This window comes from Brochothrix sp. (genome assembly GCF_017549435.1).
GTDB classification, from domain to species: Bacteria; Bacillota; Bacilli; order Lactobacillales; family Listeriaceae; genus Brochothrix; species Brochothrix thermosphacta.
In genome coordinates, this window is record NZ_JAFYUW010000011.1 from 1 (window position 1) to 18,638 (window position 18,638).

Annotated in this window: 18 protein-coding genes; 2 read left to right on the forward strand and 16 right to left on the reverse strand. The window is 39.2% G+C overall.

Annotated features, from left to right (window positions below; translation table 11 throughout):
* Position 1: 1 nt before the first annotated feature.
* From IKV95_RS00525 to IKV95_RS00545, 5 genes are all read right to left on the reverse strand, one after another.
* Positions 2–514 carry a GNAT family N-acetyltransferase gene (locus IKV95_RS00525; RefSeq protein WP_069120739.1) on the reverse strand — a complete coding sequence of 171 codons (513 nt, stop codon included), beginning with the start codon at positions 512–514 and terminating at the stop codon, positions 2–4.
* A gap of 288 nt (positions 515–802) precedes the next feature.
* Positions 803–1,525 (reverse strand): acetolactate decarboxylase, encoded by a 723-nt coding sequence (budA, locus tag IKV95_RS00530; protein ID WP_029092498.1) that lies wholly within the window; start codon positions 1,523–1,525, stop codon positions 803–805.
* 16 nt (positions 1,526–1,541) lie between these two features.
* A complete protein-coding gene (alsS, locus tag IKV95_RS00535; RefSeq protein ID WP_029092499.1) occupies positions 1,542–3,230 on the reverse strand; it encodes an acetolactate synthase AlsS in 1,689 nt (562 codons plus the stop codon).
* 200 nt (positions 3,231–3,430) lie between these two features.
* Positions 3,431–4,438, reverse strand: a complete 1,008-nt coding sequence (locus IKV95_RS00540; RefSeq protein ID WP_287451294.1) for a YcjF family protein — start codon at positions 4,436–4,438, stop codon at positions 3,431–3,433.
* Positions 4,439–4,450: 12 nt separating this feature from the next.
* The gene (locus tag IKV95_RS00545; protein ID WP_029092501.1) at positions 4,451–5,017 is read right to left on the reverse strand and encodes a histidine phosphatase family protein; all 567 of its coding nucleotides are present in this window, start codon (positions 5,015–5,017) and stop codon (positions 4,451–4,453) included.
* Between the two features lie 202 nt (positions 5,018–5,219).
* Between IKV95_RS00545 and IKV95_RS00550 the strand changes: the two genes are divergently transcribed.
* Both IKV95_RS00550 and IKV95_RS00555 read left to right on the forward strand, forming a co-directional pair.
* Positions 5,220–6,665 (forward strand): amino acid permease, encoded by a 1,446-nt coding sequence (locus IKV95_RS00550; protein ID WP_029092502.1) that lies wholly within the window; start codon positions 5,220–5,222, stop codon positions 6,663–6,665.
* A 110-nt stretch (positions 6,666–6,775) separates the two neighbouring features.
* On the forward strand, positions 6,776–7,405 hold the full coding sequence (locus IKV95_RS00555; RefSeq protein ID WP_069128848.1) for a 3D domain-containing protein: 630 nt from the start codon (positions 6,776–6,778) through the stop codon (positions 7,403–7,405).
* A gap of 57 nt (positions 7,406–7,462) precedes the next feature.
* Here IKV95_RS00555 and IKV95_RS00560 read toward each other — a convergent pair whose 3' ends face one another.
* From IKV95_RS00560 to IKV95_RS00610, 11 genes are all read right to left on the reverse strand, one after another.
* Complete coding sequence (locus tag IKV95_RS00560) at positions 7,463–7,927, reverse strand: GNAT family N-acetyltransferase (RefSeq protein ID WP_287451295.1); 465 nt, start codon at positions 7,925–7,927, stop codon at positions 7,463–7,465.
* A gap of 137 nt (positions 7,928–8,064) precedes the next feature.
* The gene (gene fba / locus IKV95_RS00565) at positions 8,065–8,919 is read right to left on the reverse strand and encodes a class II fructose-1,6-bisphosphate aldolase (protein WP_029092505.1); all 855 of its coding nucleotides are present in this window, start codon (positions 8,917–8,919) and stop codon (positions 8,065–8,067) included.
* Positions 8,920–8,958: 39 nt separating this feature from the next.
* Entirely contained in the window at positions 8,959–9,789 is an 831-nt protein-coding gene (locus IKV95_RS00570; RefSeq protein ID WP_069125172.1) for a sugar phosphate isomerase/epimerase family protein, read from the reverse strand.
* A 13-nt stretch (positions 9,790–9,802) separates the two neighbouring features.
* Complete coding sequence (locus IKV95_RS00575; RefSeq protein ID WP_069128850.1) at positions 9,803–10,678, reverse strand: sugar phosphate isomerase/epimerase family protein; 876 nt, start codon at positions 10,676–10,678, stop codon at positions 9,803–9,805.
* A 26-nt stretch (positions 10,679–10,704) separates the two neighbouring features.
* Positions 10,705–11,718: a bifunctional inositol 2-dehydrogenase/D-chiro-inositol 1-dehydrogenase gene (gene iolG / locus IKV95_RS00580; RefSeq protein WP_029092508.1), complete on the reverse strand. Its 1,014-nt coding sequence runs from the start codon at positions 11,716–11,718 to the stop codon at positions 10,705–10,707.
* Between the two features lie 65 nt (positions 11,719–11,783).
* On the reverse strand, positions 11,784–13,172 hold the full coding sequence (locus IKV95_RS00585; protein WP_029092509.1) for a sugar porter family MFS transporter: 1,389 nt from the start codon (positions 13,170–13,172) through the stop codon (positions 11,784–11,786).
* A 43-nt stretch (positions 13,173–13,215) separates the two neighbouring features.
* Positions 13,216–14,097, reverse strand: a complete 882-nt coding sequence (gene iolE, locus IKV95_RS00590; protein WP_069120705.1) for a myo-inosose-2 dehydratase — start codon at positions 14,095–14,097, stop codon at positions 13,216–13,218.
* A gap of 11 nt (positions 14,098–14,108) precedes the next feature.
* On the reverse strand, positions 14,109–16,016 hold the full coding sequence (iolD, locus tag IKV95_RS00595) for a 3D-(3,5/4)-trihydroxycyclohexane-1,2-dione acylhydrolase (decyclizing) (protein ID WP_029092511.1): 1,908 nt from the start codon (positions 16,014–16,016) through the stop codon (positions 14,109–14,111).
* Between the two features lie 15 nt (positions 16,017–16,031).
* Positions 16,032–17,009: a 5-dehydro-2-deoxygluconokinase gene (iolC, locus tag IKV95_RS00600; protein ID WP_029092512.1), complete on the reverse strand. Its 978-nt coding sequence runs from the start codon at positions 17,007–17,009 to the stop codon at positions 16,032–16,034.
* 21 nt (positions 17,010–17,030) lie between these two features.
* Complete coding sequence (gene iolB / locus IKV95_RS00605; RefSeq protein ID WP_029092513.1) at positions 17,031–17,837, reverse strand: 5-deoxy-glucuronate isomerase; 807 nt, start codon at positions 17,835–17,837, stop codon at positions 17,031–17,033.
* Positions 17,838–17,852: 15 nt separating this feature from the next.
* Positions 17,853–18,638 (reverse strand): aldehyde dehydrogenase family protein (locus tag IKV95_RS00610; protein WP_287451296.1); only part of this gene is annotated, 786 nt, incomplete at its 5' end.

The following is an 18,638-nucleotide window of genomic DNA, read 5'->3' on the forward strand; positions in this document are numbered from 1 at the left end:
GTCATACGACGTCCTCTGGCAATGGGTAGTACCAATAAATAATATCTTTGTCGCAATAATCTAACTCAAAACCGCTTTTTTGTAACACATGTTTGGATGCAAGGTTGTATGTAAAACACTTCGCTGTAATACGTGTCATTTTTTCTGAGATAAACCAACGTATCATCGCTTCAATCGCTTCGGTCATATAGCCCTTATTTTGGCAGCGAGGGACAATCGAATAACCCAATTCGACTTCTTTTGTTTCAGTTGGTGTCCCTTGTCCCCCAATTTCACCAATAACTTCGCCTGTTTCTTTTAAGACAATTAAACGTGTCCATTGAGCATCCATCGGATTATCACGCATCTGTTCTAAAGCGAATGGTAAGTAAAAGAAAAAATCAATCCCCGGCCACTCTTCAGCAACTTTATAACCACAGCGCTTTTCTAATGCAGCATGCCCCTCTATTGTTGCTTCAACATATTCTCTGTAATAGGGAATTAAAAGCAAGCGCTTCGTTTCTATCGGATCGATTAGCTGTACTTCTTCCATTTTACTCACCTCCTCAATCACATCATACCAAAAAAAACGCTTAATTTAAATATTAACCCTGCATAAAGCGGTTTAAATTCCGTTAACCTACAAAAAGAAAACACAACTTGTTCCCAATGATAAAACGCTCATAACGTACATTAAAAAAACAGCCCGCTCATCTTTGTGAAATAAAAAATGATGAAACTTCCCTCTATTTTCAAACAAAAAAAACAATCTTTTGATAAATATTTAATCAAAAGATTGTCTTATAATTTTTAACGCTAATCGTTAGTTTTCAGCTTCTTCAATTTGAGCCACCATATTGGGGTTATTTAAATCGGCTTCGTAATATTCTTTTGTATTGGGTACTTGGAGATGAAAATCGGTTTGTGGTGCAATTTCGACTGTACCCTCTAACATGTCATAAGCAAATACATGTCCTCCTGCTGTACGGTCTTCATTAATAAAATGAAGATGATAGCCTGCAACACCGATACCTTGAAAATAGGTCGGCGTCCAAAAACCTAATACAGTCCCTTTTACTTCTTCAAAATGAAAAACGGGTTGTTTTTTTACAGCTTCAACAAGCGGTTGATAAGGTCGCGTTTGTTTAGGAACAACGCGTGTATCGACTGAACGAAACACACCGGTTAATTTTACAGCAAAGAAGATATTCGGGCTGATTGTTTCATACTCACGTATTTTCGCTTCGATTTCTTGACGTGTTTTACCACCCGTTACTTCAAAACTTAATTTCGGTTGAAAGTGAGACACTGTCGCATAGGGCGTTGTTTCTTCTGGTGTTTTGAGATAGGCTTGACCATCAGATTTAATTTGATACGGTTTCCCGTCAATAACGATTAATTCCCCATCAAAATCATGTAATGTACCAATTCCAATATCACCTTGTTTCAACAACTCTGAAAATGTGATTGAGCCAGCAAATTGAGCGCCAACTAATGCACCCATTGTCGAGTGTTGAAATAAATGGTTCGCTTTTGTTTCAGACATTTCCACAACCTTCTTTCTAGTTCATTGTATCCATCATGACAATATTTGCTAATTTGATGTTGTCACGGTAATCGACCGGAATATCTACAACAACAGGGCCTTCTGTTGCTAATGCTTCTGCTAATACCGCTTCTAAATCAGAAACTTTATCCACACGTAAGCCTTTTGCGCCCATTGATTCTGCATACATAGCGAAGTCGACTGGTCCTAATTTAACGGCAGCATCTTTACCATATTTTTTTTGTTGTTGGAAAGCAACCATATCGTATGTTCCATCATTCCAAACTAAGTGAACAAGATTCGATTTTAGACGAACAGCTGTTTCAAGCTCTTGACCTGAAAAGAGGAAGCCGCCATCCCCCGACATTGAGATAACCTTTTCAGTCGGACGAACGAGTGACGCTGCAATACCCCAAGGCAATGCGACACCAAGAGTTTGCATCCCGTTAGAGAATAATAAACGACGTGGTTCATAACTGCGGAATAAACGCGCCATATAGATATAGATAGAACCAACATCCACGGTGACTGTCATATCATCAGTGATCATTTTTTGAAGTGTATTTACTAATGTCACTGGGTGAACTCGTGTTTGATCCTCAAGTGCAGGTGCTTTAATTGGGCGGTTATTTTGCATGTCTCGGACATTTTTCAAAATCGCTTGTGCTTCTTCACCGAAGTTTAAACGACTTAATTTTTCTGTCACTAATTCAAGTGTTTCTGTGATATCACCAACAAGTTCTGTAACAGGTTGATAATTGTGATCGATATCAGCTGGAACAGTATCAAGATGAATAATTGTACTATCATTATCAGGATTCCAAGTAATCGGATCATATTCGATGGGGTCATATCCAATCGTGATAACCAAATCTGCTTTGTTCAGTAAAACATCGCCTGGTTGGTTACGGAAGAGACCTACACGACCATAAAAATTATTTTCTAATTTTCGTGAAATAATTCCTGAACCTTGGAATGTTTCAACAACTGGCATAGGGTGTTTTGTTAAAAAATCACGAATAGCTGCGGTTGCTTCAACAGAACTTGCACGCATTCCTAATAAAAAGACTGGTAATTTAGCTTCGCTTAAACGCTCAACTAATTTTTCAACATCTTTTTTTGATGCAGAACCTAAGTGTGGTGCGGATACCGCTGGAATAGCTGCCGCGTGAACATCCTTGGCACTAATAACATCTTGCGGAATACTAACAAACGTTGCGCCAGGACGGCCCATCATTGCTTCACGGTAAGCATTTGTCATCGCTTCAGGAATGGCTTCAGCGTCTAAAACTTCAACGCTTGATTTTGTAACATGTTTCATAAAACCAGCATTGTCCATTGATTGGTGCGTGCGTTTCAAGCTATCTTTACGGGTTACATTACCTCCGACTGCTAAAACAGGATCACTTTCAGCGTTCGCCGTTACTAATCCTGTTGCCAAATTTGTAACACCTGGGCCCGACGTTACTAATACAACGCCTGGTTTCCCTGTAATACGCCCCACGCCTTGTGCAATCAACGTTGCATTTTGTTCATGGCGACAAACAATAACCTCTGGTCCTCGTTCAGCTAAAACATCAAACGCTTTATCGATTTTAGCTCCTGGAATACCAAAAACATAATCCACTTTATTATTGATTAATGTATCTACAAAAAGATCTGCGCCTGTCGATACGGGTTTTATTTCCTTTGTCATAACAATCATCACCTTTTCATTTTATTGTACTAATTATATCCACAATAGATATGATACAGTTTTTATATTTATTCTAACGAATGACTACATCACCATTATACAATAAAAAAAGCTTGATTACATTAGGAAAAACAGTAAAACTGTTACAGTTTAGTTAACTTTCTGTTATATTTTCATATTCCGTTAGACTAGTACAGATATAACACACATTACTTTTTAATCTTTTTTTCTTTCTTTAGAAAATCATAAAAAACGGATTGAATAGTGCTTGCATCAAGTTTCCACTCTTTTTCAAAAATGGTTTTAAATGAATACCCAATCGCTGCCGTAATACTAGCAGCTACACCCCCATTTATTGCGCCACCCACTAACGTACCTACACCTGGAACAATTTTCGCTATTGATCCCGCTAAGGTTCGTCCAACTGTGGTCGTAATTAAAGGAAGCATCATTTCTTGCAGATTTTTTTTAGTAATTGAGTATTCATACAAATTGGCCAACTTAAGCACGAGACTAATCTGTAAGGCTGACAAAGCTAACGAATCGGCAAAAGGAATAGGCGTTACACCCACACCTCCAGCTGATGCACTTGCCGCTACAATCCATTTGTTCGCGACAGATGACCTACTTTTGAACTTTTTTGCCAACACCAAATCCTTTTTATTTTCAGTTGCTAGATTAAGCATCTCAGTTTCCAGTTGATCGATATTTTCACCTGTACGTGAGCTTACAGGAATAACCGGATAACTATTATTTGTTTTTTCTTTAATGAAGGCGATTTGTGTGGGCACATCATCAGAAGCATCTATTTTATTTAACACAATAATAATATTAGGATTTTCAGCAGCTACTATTTTTAAAGCCTTGTCTTCTACTTCCGAGAAAACAGTACCAGCAGCATTCAAGAAAAACAATATCATATCTGACGATTGGTAAAACGCCTGCGTTACGGCCGAATTATTTGTCACGATATCATTTAACCCTGGCGTATCTGCCAATACTACACCATCACCATAGTCGTACTCGGAAATACTCGTCGTTTTACCCGGGCTAGCACCCACCTCAGCAACCTCTTGATTTAAGATGCGGTTAATGGTTGAAGATTTCCCCGCATTCACATCTCCTACCATTGTAATGATTAGTTTTTGCTGTAATTGTTTTTCAACCTTTGCAGATTCTTGATCAAATAAGCGACTAAATATATTTTTAGCTACCATAATCATCACCCCTTAACTTAATTTTAACACGTTGGTTGTTATTAATTTCTTTCCTTGAAAGATCATTTCTACAGCGTAAGGCATCTTAGGTTTCAATTTCTTATATTGTTCGATACCGAATGTTTCATCATAATAATTTAAAATTGTTGCTAATGCTGTGCCATGTGTTCCAATTAATACTGTTTCTGTTGGGAAGGCAATGACTAATTGTTCAATCGTATCAATTAATCGTTTTTGAACTTCATTCAAACTTTCACCACCAGCTAATTTGTAATTAAAATCTTCCCATTGGCGCGCAACATAATCATCTGGTTTTTCTATTCCTGCTCGTTTAACCAAACGCTCTTGCAAAGCTATAACTTCCTCTACATTAAGTTTATTCGCTTTCGCTAACGGCTCGACAGTATCCATCGCTCGTTTAAACGGACTGCTAAAAATACGATCAAAACAGTAAGCCTCTAACTGCTGAACCAAAGCCTCACTTGCTAAAATCCCCGCAGCTGTGAGCGGACGCTCTCGATCAGCAACCTCAATATTTTTTTCCTTTTCAGCATGTCGAACAAATATAATTTTAGTCATGATGTCTCCCCTTTATCCTTGTTACTTTTATTATAAATGATATCGCTTCTTAACACGAGAATTGTACTTATTCTCATAAGCCATTGACACTTTTCATTTTATGGTGTTTAATAGGATTATCAAAAACACTTTAGTCTGATAGCGTGATAAAGCAAAATGTTTTATTTTCGAATGGCTATAATTGGAAATGGGTGATGTACACATGGAAAAAAATGTAAAAGTAAAACGTAAATTAAAAACAAGACATATTTCAATGATCGCCATTGGTGGTGCAATCGGAACCGGTTTATTCATGTCCAGCGGACTAGCAATATCTCAAGCGGGTCCAGGCGGCGCTTTGCTTGCCTACGTCTTAATCGGCGCGATGGTATATTTTTTAATGACAGGCGTTGGTGAAATGGCAACTTACCTCCCTGTATCGGGATCATTTGCCACCTACGGTAATCGTTTTGTCGACCCAGCCTTTGGATTTGCCGTTGGTTGGAACTATTGGTTGAACGGCATCATCACAATCGCTGTTGATATCTCGACGGCTGCCCTCGTCATGCGTTATTGGTTCCCGCACACTTCATTACTACTCTGGGGTTTACTCTTCTTTGCTTTAATATTCACACTCAACGCCTTCTCAGTAAAATTTTATGGCGAAAGTGAATTTTGGTTTGCTTTAATCAAGGTAATTACAATCATCTTATTTCTGATTATTGGCGTTCTAACTATTTTCGGTATTCTTGGTGGAGAATTTATTGGAACTAAAAATTTCACAACAGGAAACGCGCCTTTTAACGGTGGCTTTTTGGCTTTCTTAGGCATTTTCCTCATTGCCGGATTTTCTTTTCAAGGTAGTGAATCCGTTGGAATCATGGCTGGTGAAAGCGCAACACCCGAAAAAAGTATTCCTAAGGCTATTAAACAAGTGTTTTGGCGCATCTTATTGTTTTATATCTTAACAATATTAGTAATCGGCCTTATTATCCCGTATACAAGCCCTGCTCTAATGGGTGGGAGCGATATTACAACTAGCCCCTTCACTTTAGTATTCGAACGAGCTGGCTTAGCTTTCGTCGCTTCTATCATGAATGCAATAATCTTAACGTCTATCCTTTCTTCTGGAAGCTCTGTCTTATTTGCAGCTTCTCGTATGTTATTTTCAATGGGACATGACGGTGCTGCTGGCAAAATTTTCCAACGCACAAATCGTTTTGGTATTCCATTCGTCGCGTTAATCATTTGCTTTGTTGCGACTTTCGCAGTTTATAGCCTTTCATTCGTCAGCCCTAACGCTTATTTGTGGCTCGTTAACGCCAGTGGATTGACAGGTTTTATAGCATGGGCAGGCATCGCTATTAGCCATTATCGCTTCCGACGTGCCTATGTTAAACAAAACAAAGACCTCTCACTGCTTAAATACAAAGCACCTTGGTTCCCGATTGGTTCCATCATTGCACTTGCACTTTGTTTATTAGTTATCATCGGTCAAAACTATCAATCAGTTCTTAATTTCAAATGGGATGAAGTGCTCATTAGCTATGCTGCTTTGCCAATTTTTATTATTCTTTACCTTTCATTCAAATTCAAAAATAAAACTCATATCATTCCATTAAAAGATGTTGATCTCACACAAAACACTGATTATCAGTCGGAAAAATGAGCTTGACTTCATATTATTATTTAATCGTTACATGTTTGTAACATAGTAATACTCTTTTGTGGTTATAATTATTAATAGTTATTCAATACGTAAAAGGGTGGTCGCTTAAATTGCAAACCAAAAATAATCGATTAAAGAAAAATATAATTAGTGGCTTATTAATTGGAGCTATTGCTATTTCTGGCTTATTACCAACAACTTCAGTAAATGCAGCTAGCGTTAAAGTAAAGAGTGGCGATACACTCAGCCTTATTGCTAAACGTCATAATGTGAATGCATCTGAATTACAAAAGAAAAATAAAATTAAAAACGCTAATACTATTCGCGTAGGTCAAGTATTGACACTACCTGCTAAGAAATCAGCAGCTAAAAAAACAACGACTAAGAAAAAGGCAGTTAAAAAAGCACCTGCTAAGAAAAAAGTTGTTAAGAAAAAAGCACCTGCTAAGAAAGTTCTTAAAACGGTCCGCGTTAGTTCATCTGCATACAGTCGCGCACAACGAGGTATGAGCAATTATACTGCGACTGGAATTGACTTAAGAAAAAAATCAAAAGTAATTGCTGTTGATCCAAAAGTAATTAAACTTGGAAGTAAAGTTTATGTGCCAGGTTACGGTGAAGCAATTGCAGGCGATACCGGCGGCGCTATTCGTGGCAAAAAAATAGATGTTCATATGAACTCAGTAAACGCATGTTATAACTGGGGACGCCGTACAGTAAACGTTAAAGTTTATAAATAAAGCTACAAAAAGGCATCAAGCTCCTCATCGAGTTTGATGCCTTTTCTACGTTTTCAATCAATTAGCTAATTCTAAACGTTCACACCGCGTACCATTTTCTTCATACACTGCGACCGTTTGAAAACCAAACGACTTTAATAAGTTTCGCGATATATCATTTTCAGATTGAATAATCGCAAATATGACATACACCGTATCTTCTTTCTTCGCATAATCAATTAATTTCGCTAACAATTTTTTGCCAAGACCACGGCCAGTGTATGCTGGTAACAGCATATAACCTACTTCAATCTCTTTATTCGATATAGTGATTTTTCCATACCCGATATATTTCCCCTCAAAATAGACACGGTAATGCCCTGTTGTTCGATTGTTTTCGTTGTATCTCATGACTTTGTCAAACTTACGTGCTGTCTCATCCTCATTTAAGGCATTACCTGTAATATAGCGCATGACAGATTCATGTTGCGTTAACGCGTAATAAAGCATAAAATCGTCACTTGTATACTGTTTCAGTTCCATTGACTCAACTCCTCCACTTTTCACCTTACTATTCTAACATTTTTCTAACGAACAGGTTGATCATCTATTATAAATGCAAAAAAGGTAACATCGACAACTCATTGTCAAGGTTACCTTTTCCTGCTTCTCATGTCATATTATGCTTTTCCACTTGAACCAAACTCTCGCATTTTTGCAATTGCAGCAACCTCGATTGCTGTTTGTCCAGGATTTAAATAGGCTTGTGGATCAAACAACGTTTGATTTTTTGTCAGCATGTGTCGCAACACTTCTGCAAAAGCAATATTATTTTCCGTGTTAATATTAATTTTTGCATGCCCTAACTTAATTGCTCGCTTGACCTGATCTTCTGGAATTCCTGATGCCCCATGCAATACTAGCGGAATGCCTACTGCTACTGAAATGGCAGACATTTCTTTAAACCCTAATTTCGGCTCACCGACATACTGCCCATGAACTGAACCTAATGCCGCCGCCAATGCATCAACACCCGTCTCTTCCACCAACGCCACGCAGTCTTCCAATTTAGCATATTGTATACCGCCTATCAAGCCATCTTCATTACCACCTACGGTACCAACTTCAGCCTCTACTGTAACGCCACGTGAATGCGCGTATGAGGTCACCGCTTTCGTCATTTCAATGTTCTCAGCAATCGTCGCATGCGATCCATCAATCATAACGGAAGTGAAACCTGCATCAATCGCGGCTTTACATCGTTCAACGCTGCGGCCATGGTCCAAATGCAAAGCAACAGGTACCGTTATATTATATTCTTTCATTAATTCATTTACCATGACAAAGATAGTTGAAAAACCACCAAGAAAATCAACAACACGATCAGAGGCCGCGATAATAACCGGAGATTGCTCAGCTTGTGCACTTTTTAAAAATGCTTTTGCCCACGGTAACCCATTTAAATTAAACTGCGGCACAGCGTATTCATTCTCCAAGGCATGATTCAACATCGCCTTCATATTAACAATTGTCATTAAAGCCCCACCTTTCTCTGAGCATCAAGATGCCTCAGTTTAATAATATGCCTGCAATACTTCGCGAGTGGTATCTTTTGCTTTCCTAATCACTTCTTCAGCAGACATTTGATAATATTCCGGACGGAATAATTCGACTGATGCGACTCCTTTAAAACCGATTTTACGCAGTGTTTTCAGATGTGTCTCTAAATCAATAGCGCCATGCCCTGGCCAAACACGGTCATCATCTGTTAAAAAACCAATTGGATAGTCTTCGGTATCATCCATATGTAATATGAAAATTTTATCGCCTTTTGCTCGTTCCAAATCAGCGATATTAGAGCCCATTGCATGGAAATGGAAACAATCAAAGACTACACCAACATTCTCACGATCTACTGCCTCAATAATATCGTACGCTTGACCAAACGTATTGACTGTACATTCAGGATGACCAACAAATTCAAGCGCAATTTTAACACCACTAGCTTTTGCTAAGTCAGACATTTCGCGTAATACAGCAACACAATCTTGTTGAATCGTTTGTTTGTGAAATTTAGTTTTTGTAACCAATGGCACCGCCACGATATAAGGTACATTAAGCTCTTGAGCTGTAACTAACATCGCTTTGAATTCTTGGATAATTTCTTGATGCCCCTCTTCATCACGGTTATTAAAAAAGACCAACGCATTTAATGCCAACGGCTTAAGCTGATGTGTGTCAAAAAAGTTTTTTAAGTCTGCCATTGTATTTGTTTCCAGATACTCAGGTAATTTATCCATCGTTCGTATCTCGATATAGTCATAACCTTGTTGTTCACAGAGTTCTAAATCTTTTTCGAGCGTTGAATTTTCTAGTGTCGTTGCCTGATTGAATGCTAACTTCATTTTCTCATCCTCCTTAACGTATATCGAGACCGCGTAAACCGTCTTTCATTGCTTTAATCATAAAATCACTTGATGCTTTTGGTTGATCTGCCCAAGCAAATACAGCATTTGTCGCAATACCATCAAATTTCGTTTCTCTTAGTTTACGAAAAATAGTATCAAAATCAATTTCACCCTCACCAATATTTAAGTGTTGGTGCACGGTTACTTTTGCATCTGGCGGGTTGACAATATAGCGTAAACCATAAGCTGCCTTATGGTTATACGTATCCGCAAATAGCACTTGGTCAAGCAAATCACCCGCGTCATCTAAATGTTTACCTACATCGCCAATACCATCATCATAAAAATAGGCGTGAGGAATTGAATATACCAGCTTAATCCAATCTTTATCTAATGCACGAATCATATCAATCGCACCTGTATTTGTTTCAATGAAATCATAGGGATGTGCCTGTAGATTCAAACGTATCCCCTCTTTTTCAAACACCGGCATCAACTCATCCATTGATTGGATAAATTTCGCTTCACATTCAACGGGTTGATATTTAGACCCGCTGAATTCACTGTTCATTAAATCAACATCTAGCTCCACTGCAATTTCAATCGCTCGTTTCCAGTTTCGAACGGCCGATTGACGGGCTGATTCATCTGGACCTGCCCAATACTGAACAGGTAGTAATGAAGATATTTCTAATCCCGTATCACGTAAACAACGTTTAATGGATTGTATTTTTGCCTTGTCTACTTTAGGATATTTGTAAAAAGGAATAAAATCTTCACGCGGACTCATTTCAATGTATTTATAACCTAAATCTGCTGTTTTATAAATCATATCTTCTATGCTCATATTGTCGCGATACATACTTGGATCAAATGCTAATTTCATCAGTCACCCTCCAATAAGCTTAATTTTTAATTATAAAACGCCGGTTTTTCATCCAAAGCAATTGTTTCAACTGCGCCGCTTGTTTGAGCAGCGATACAAGCATCTGCAGTCACCGCTGCAATATAGCCATCCCATGAAGTAGGACCTTGTGGCGCACCATTTGTTTTAATAGAATCAACAAAATCTTGCAACTCAACATCATAAGCTCGTGTGAAACGGTATTTCCAGTCAGATAAAATTTCTTGGCTTAATTTCCCACTTTTTCGTGTGACAATGTTTGAGAATTCCGGTAATTTCACAATGCCTTCTTCACCTACTACTTCGCATTGAATATCGTAACCATATTGACAGTTAACAAAAATTTCAACCGTTATAATCACGCCGTTTTTTGTTTCCAAAGTAGCAATTTGTGGATCGCGTAACCCTTCACGTGCATTTTTAGTATTTCGTGGGAAAGCAATTCGCACCGATTTATAATCATCATCAATCAACCAATGCAAGGCATCAATTTCATGAATTAATGTATCTGAGATTGCCATATCTGTTGAATAACGTTCATCAACTGTTGGGTTACGGTGTGCACAATGTAACATTAACGGTGCGCCGATTTCGTTATTATCAATCGCTTGTTTTAACCCTAGATACCCTTCATCGTAACGACGCATAAAGCCAACTTGTACTAATTTTTTACCGGCTGCAATTTCAGCGTCAACGATACGTCGTGCACCAGCTGCAGTTGTCGCTAATGGCTTCTCACAGAAAACATATTTACCAGCTGCAATCGCTGCTAGAACGCTCCCTTCATGTGCTGGCCCCCAGCTTGTAATAACAACCGCATCCACATTATCTGCTGCAATCAAACTAATGTCATCCGGATAAACAACGGCATCTAATTGATACGTCGCAATTGCATCTTGAGCAGCCTCTTGATTGACATCTGTCACTGCTACAATTTTAGATCCTGCTAATGTGTTTGTTAATCGACCAATATGTTCGCGTCCAATAGCGCCTGTTCCGATAACTCCAATGTTTAATACCATTTTAAGTTCCTCCTCTAAATAGCGCCCCTAGAACAAAATGTTCTAAGGAAAGCCATTTTTCCTTTTTATTTGAATTTCACATGATTTTTGAAGAAGTATTCTAATTGCTCTAATGAATAACCTTTTGTCTCTGGCAATACTTTTCGTACAAAGATGATAGCCCCTATACCTAGAACCGCAAACATGAAGAACGTGTTTGACAATCCAAAAGCATCCAGTAAAATCGGGAATGAAAAACCGACTAAGAAGTTGGTAATCCATAAACAGAAGACTGTTACACCCATTCCCAAGCCTCGTAATTTTAAGGGGAAGATTTCAGATAACATTAACCAGGTGACTGGTGAAATAGCACCTTGTTGGAAAGCTAAAAACGTAACTGTGAGCGATAAGACGACGTATGGCAGTGCCGCTGATCCTTCGAGTACATATGAAAATATACCAATCAATGTCAGTGCGGAGGTCGTTCCAATTAAACCAATGGTTAACATGGGGCGTCGACCAATTTTACCTAATAACCAAATACCAACAAAGGTTGCGGCTACAGAGATGACCCCATTGGCAATGTTACCCACAATGGCCGCTTGTGTTCCGAAACCAGCATTTTTCAAAATTTGGGTTCCGTAGTACATAATCGAGTTAACTCCAGTGATTTGTTGCACAACGGCAATACCGATACCGATAAAAACAATCCGGCGTATCCATGGAATTGATAAATCTTTCCAACGTGCTTTTTGGATAGCGTCTTCTTCTTCTAAATGCTGCTTAATCTCTTCAATCTCTTCGTGCGCCTCTTCTTTCTCACGCACTTGTAGCAACACCGCTAACGCTTCACCAAACCGGCCTTTTGAAGCTAGCCAACGTGGGCTTTCTGGCATCACTAACATCCCAAACCATAAAATCACAGCTGGAAGTGTCGCAATCACTAACATGTAACGCCAAATGTGGCTGACGTCACCAAACGTTGTCGCTAAAATCGCATTAAACGTGAAGGCCATTAACTGCCCTGTAACAATCATCAATTCATTCATGGTGACCATACGTCCACGTCGATTGGCTGGCGACATCTCTGACAGATAAGCTGGTACAGTAACTGATGCACCACCGACTGCTAAACCAAGCAATACACGACTGATAACCATCACTTCAATATTCGGTGCAATGGAACAACCAATTGTTGCAATAAAAAACATAACTGCTAAGTACATAATTAATTTACGGCGTCCTTTTTTATCAGAGAATTGTCCCCCGATAATCGCACCAAAAGCGGCACCAAAAGTTAAAGAACTCGCTACTAACCCTTCAGTTACAGGTGTAAGATTTAGTTGATCTGAAGCTGCCATGTAAGGCAAGGCTCCATTCACAACGCCTGTATCGTAACCGAATAATAGCCCACCAAAAGTTGAAATCCATGTCACCAGACTTAATTTTTTCTTGGGTGACCGTTGCTGCTTCATCATCTTACCGTCTGCACTCATCACAAAAACCTCCTAGATTGGGTTAGTTTTCCAACAGTTTATCATCAATATAACGACGCGCTTTTAACGCATATTCTAACGGATTTGCTTTTGCTGGATCTTGCTCTGCTTCAATCACAATCCATCCACTATAGCCCGCTGCTTTTATGCGAGCATAGATTTGCGTGAAATCAATGATACCATCGCCTGGTACGGTAAACATTCCCGCTAGAAAAGAATTTAAAAATGATTTTCCATCTGCTTTACAAATTTCTAAAACGTCAGCACGCACGTCCTTAAAATGAATATGTGCAATACGATCAACATGTTCATCAAACAACGTGAGGTAATCACCATCGGATACAAAAATATGACCTGAGTCGTATAATAAATGCACTTTTTCTGGTGTTGTTTGATTTAATAACCGCGTCACTTCTTCAGCGGTCTGTACACCTGTCCCCATATGATGATGATAAACAAGTTTCAGGTCGTAAGTTGTTGCAATCTCTCCCAAACGATCAAGTCCTGTTGTTAATACATCCCATTCTTCATCCGTAAAAGTGGGTTTCTCTGTAAATACATTATTTCCTAATGCTTGAATACTATGCGTTTGCTCTGAAACTACCGCTACGGCAGCATTAACTGTTCGCAAATACTCGCAGTGTTCTTTGAATGCGCTTTCAACTTTTTGTATGCCATCACGGATAATGAAACTGCTGAACCATTGCCCAGCAATTTTCAAATCACGTAACGCCAACTCTTTGTTGAGTGTTTCAGCGTCTGGGAAGAAGCCGCCCACTTCTGTCCCTTCAAAATTAGCAACAACGATATCACTTAAAAGCTGTTGCAAATTATTATCTTTACCAATTTCAGGTATATCATCATTTCGCCAACCAATCGGCGCGATTCCCCAGTTAATTGTCATTATGGAACCTCCTAGTATTTTTTAGCCTGCTGTAATTTTTCTTCTTTTGTCGTATTCGCTGCTAAAACACTCGCTTTATCCGACACTTCTGATACACCCACATGCCACCAAGCATCGTAACCATCTGACATGGTTTTTGGCAATACTTTAATTTCAATGACAGTTGAAACTGTTTGTTTTTCTGCATCTTTGATTGCGGCTACTAATTCTTCTTTCGTACTGACGGTATAACCTTTAGCGCCATAACCTTCGGCTACTTTAGCGTAGTTAATGTTCATGATCGTGTTGTTATTATCACGTAACTCACAGTGGTAGCTGTCACTTCCGTGTTCCATCTGCAAGTTGTTAATACAGCCATAACCAGCGTTATCAAATAATAATAGATTAATTTTTTTATTGTATTGTAAAGCCGTAACCAACTCCGTGTGGAGCATTAAGAAACTACCATCTCCAAGCGCTGCGTAAACCTCTTGTTCAGGTGCTGCTAATTTTGCGCCTAATGCACCTGCGACTTCATACCCCATGCACGAATAACCATACTCTAGATTATATGTATGAGGTACTGTTGTATTCCAGAGGCGTTGTAAATCACCTGGCAATGAGCCTGCTGAACCAATGACAATGCTGTCTGGTTTCACCGTTTCATTCGCCGTTATCAAAGCTGCCGTTTGTGTGAATTCCGTCTTTAGCACATCGGCGTATTCGTTCATGATTGTTTGATCAAATTGATTTTTTATCTCAGGCGTAAACGCTTCACGGTTAAATTTAACGTTGGCTAATCGCTCACGCTCAACATTCCACTTCGCTTTATAATTACGAAAGTCTTCGCCATATGTTGTTGTATAATCACCTAATCCATTAGCAATTGCTTCTAAGCCAGCACGCGCATCTGCGACCACTTGAAACGCTTCTAATTTATAGGTTTGCATACGATTAATATTTATATTTAAAAAAGCTGTCTTCTCATCAAATGCCGTCTTTGATGATGTGGTGAAATCAGTATAACGCGTACCCACACCAATAATTAAATCTGTTTCTGAAATCACCTGATTTGCTGCTGAAGTACCCAATATGCCGGTACCTCCCAAATTATTCTCAAACGCACTGGTGACAGTTGATTTCCCTGCCTGTGTTTCTACCAATGGGATATTATGTTTAAGCGATAATGCTTTTAATATCTCTGCCGCTTCAGAATAGCGAGCACCACCACCTACGATAATAACAGGACGTTGGCTCTGTTGAATGCGTTGAATAGCACCTTCAATTTCACGTGTCGTAGGGACTTGACGGTTGATATAATGCACTCTCTTTTGGAAGAAGTTCACATCATAGTCATACGCTTCTCCCTCAGTGTCTTGCGAGATACAAAGAGTTGCAGGACCTGCTGTTGCTGGATTTGTCATCACTTCAAACGCTCGCAACAAACTACTCATCAGTTGCTCAGGACGCTGAATACGATCGAAATAGCGCGATACCGCTGGAAAAGCATCATTCGTCGTAATCGCATAACTTGTCTCATGTTCCAATTGTTGTAAAACCGGATCAGGCTGACGTGTAGCGAAAGTATCAGCAGGCAAGAGTAACATGGGTATATTATTAGCAAACGCTGTCGCTGCTGCTGTTACCATGTTAGCCGAACCCGGGCCTGCAGATGCTGTTACTGCAAAGATTTTACGACGATTCAATTGCTTACTATAGGCCATTGCCGCATGCGCCATGCCTTGCTCATTTTTACCTTGATACACTTTCAGATGACCCGGAGATTCTTGCAAAGCCTGACCAATCCCCACCACGTTACCATGCCCAAAGATATTAAAAACACCTTCAACATAGGGTGTTTCAATACCATCAATTTCAATATATTGTTGATTTAAAAATTTCACCAACGCTTGTGATGTCGTTAAACGAATCGTTTCCATTTATGTACCTCCTTGTTATTCGTGACTTTGAATCAATGCTTCGATTGCCGCAACATCAGGCATAGCATCAGAGGAACTGTGTTTACTCACAACGATTGAAGCCGATGCGCTACCATATTTCAATGCTGTTTCGATTGATTTTCCAGCCAGAACGGCATATATAAATGCAGCTGCATAGGAATCACCCGCACCAAATGTTTTAAGAACTTTTGTTTTATAAGCTTTACCATTATAGACATCACCTGCTTTGGTGTAAGCATACGATCCTTCTACACCATGCTTAATGACAATTAATTGTGCGCTATGTTGGAATAATGCAGCAATCGTTTCTTCGTTCTTACCCCCTTCTTTATTCTCTAGACGATCAAATTCATCACGTGTTCCGATGATGATATCTGCTTGATTTGCAACTAAGCTATAATAAACAGCCGTATCTTCTAATGATTGCCATGTATAAGGACGGTAATCTAATTCAAACACAACGGGTACATCATTCTTTTTGGCATAGGCTACTGCTGTCAATATCGCTTCACGTGATGGGCTCATTGATAACGCTGTCCCTGAGACCAATAATAAGCGTGCTTGTTTAATATACGCTTCGTCCACTTCACTTGCTTCAAGATATAAATCAGCTACTTCATCTCGATACATTAAGATACTGCATTCTGATGGACTTTTAATTTCTGTAAAAGCCAATCCCGTTTTATGACCTGCTGTATCTAGAACAGTTTCTTCCATATCAACACCTGCAGCTGTCATGTACGTTTTAATAAAACGACCGTGTTGGTCATCTGCTAATTTTCCAATAAAGCCTGGTTTTAAACCTAGTTTGGCTAAACCGATAGCGACGTTAGCTGGAGAGCCACCCACATATTTTGCAAAAGTCATTGTTTCTTCCATTGGACGGTTAAATTCTACAGCGTTCAAATCAATACACGCTCGTCCCACTGCAATTAAATCATATTTTTTAGTATCATCCGTTTTAATCAGCATTCTCTTCAACACTCCTTCATATTAATCTCTTGTTAAAATCCATTCATGTGGTTTATCATTGTGGAATTGCCATTTTTTTGTTGGCCCAGCCATTACATTTAAATAGTAAGAAGTGTAACCATCGGGTACCGCAACTGGATGATAACCAGCAGGAACAATGACCACATCACCATTTTCTACCGTCATCGTCTCATCAATTGAACGATCGTCAGTATAAACGCGTTGGAAGACAAAGCCTTGTGGTGGGTTCATTTCATGATAATACGTTTCTTCAAGTAACGATTCTTCTGGCAGATTATCCTGATCATGCTTATGTGGTGGATAGCTCGACCAATTACCAGCCTCAGTGTAAACCTCTACGACTAGTAAGCTATTTGCTGTCGTGACAGAATCAGGCAATATATTGTGTACCATACGCTTATTCGCATATTTCCCGCGATGTTCAACTGTATTATCCGCTGCAGAGATGAGCGTAGTGGGCAACTGTTTTGCAGATGGTGCATAAGCGAGGACAACTTTTGCCTCGCTATCTGCACGGATTCCAAATTGACGGCCGTTTGAGACATAAACACTATCTGTCGGTATTTTTTCAAATACTGAGTGACGCGTGCCGATATTCTCAAACTTATTATCACCTTCAGTCACTGTTATTTGACCTGTAAGGGCTACAATACAGCACTCTTTGTCTTTTAATGTTTCGATATAGGCTTCGTTAACTTCTAACTCCAAAACTTTCAAACTCACATAAGAGAGCTCTGAATTAGTTTCATTCACTTCATGAACGACTTGCCCTTTTTTTGGTTTGACTAATAATTTATTATCCGCCATCTGGTTCACTCCTCTTTAAATATATGATTTAGGGTAACGTGCTGTGACAACTTTTTTGCGAGTGTAAAAATCAATGCTATCTTTTCCATTCGCATGCAACGTACCAAAGAACGATGATTTCCATCCAGAGAATGGGAAGAAAGCCATCGGTGCTGGAACACCTAAGTTGATCCCTAACATACCTGCATCGATGTTCTCACGGAAGTAACGCACTGCTGAAGCGTTGTTGGTAAATAAGCACGCGCCATTCGCAAACTCTGATTCATTTGCAATTGCAATGCCTTCTTTCAAATCTTTTACGCGAACAATTGATAAAACGGGTGCAAAAATTTCATCTTTCCAAATTGTCATTTCAGGCGTCACTTTATCAAAAATCGTTGGTCCAACAAAGTAACCATCGCCACTCCCTTCGCCACGTCCATCACGAATAAGTTCAGCACCTTCATTCAAACCAATTTCAATATATTTTTCTGTACGTACTTTACTTTCATCACTAATCACAGGACCTAAGAAAATGCCATCTTCTAAACCATTACCAATTGTTACTTCAGCTGTTTGTTTTTTCAGTTCAGCGATAAAAGCGTCTGCTACTTCTTCTTCTACAGCAACTACCGCACAAGCCATGCAGCGCTCGCCTGCTGATCCAAATGCTGCCGAAACGATGTTTTTAACCGATTCAGGTAAATCTGCATCTTTTAAAACAATGGTATGGTTTTTAGCACCTGTCAACGCTTGAACACGTTTTAAATTTTCACTACCTAGTTTATAAACATATTCTCCTACTGGTTTCGAACCAACAAA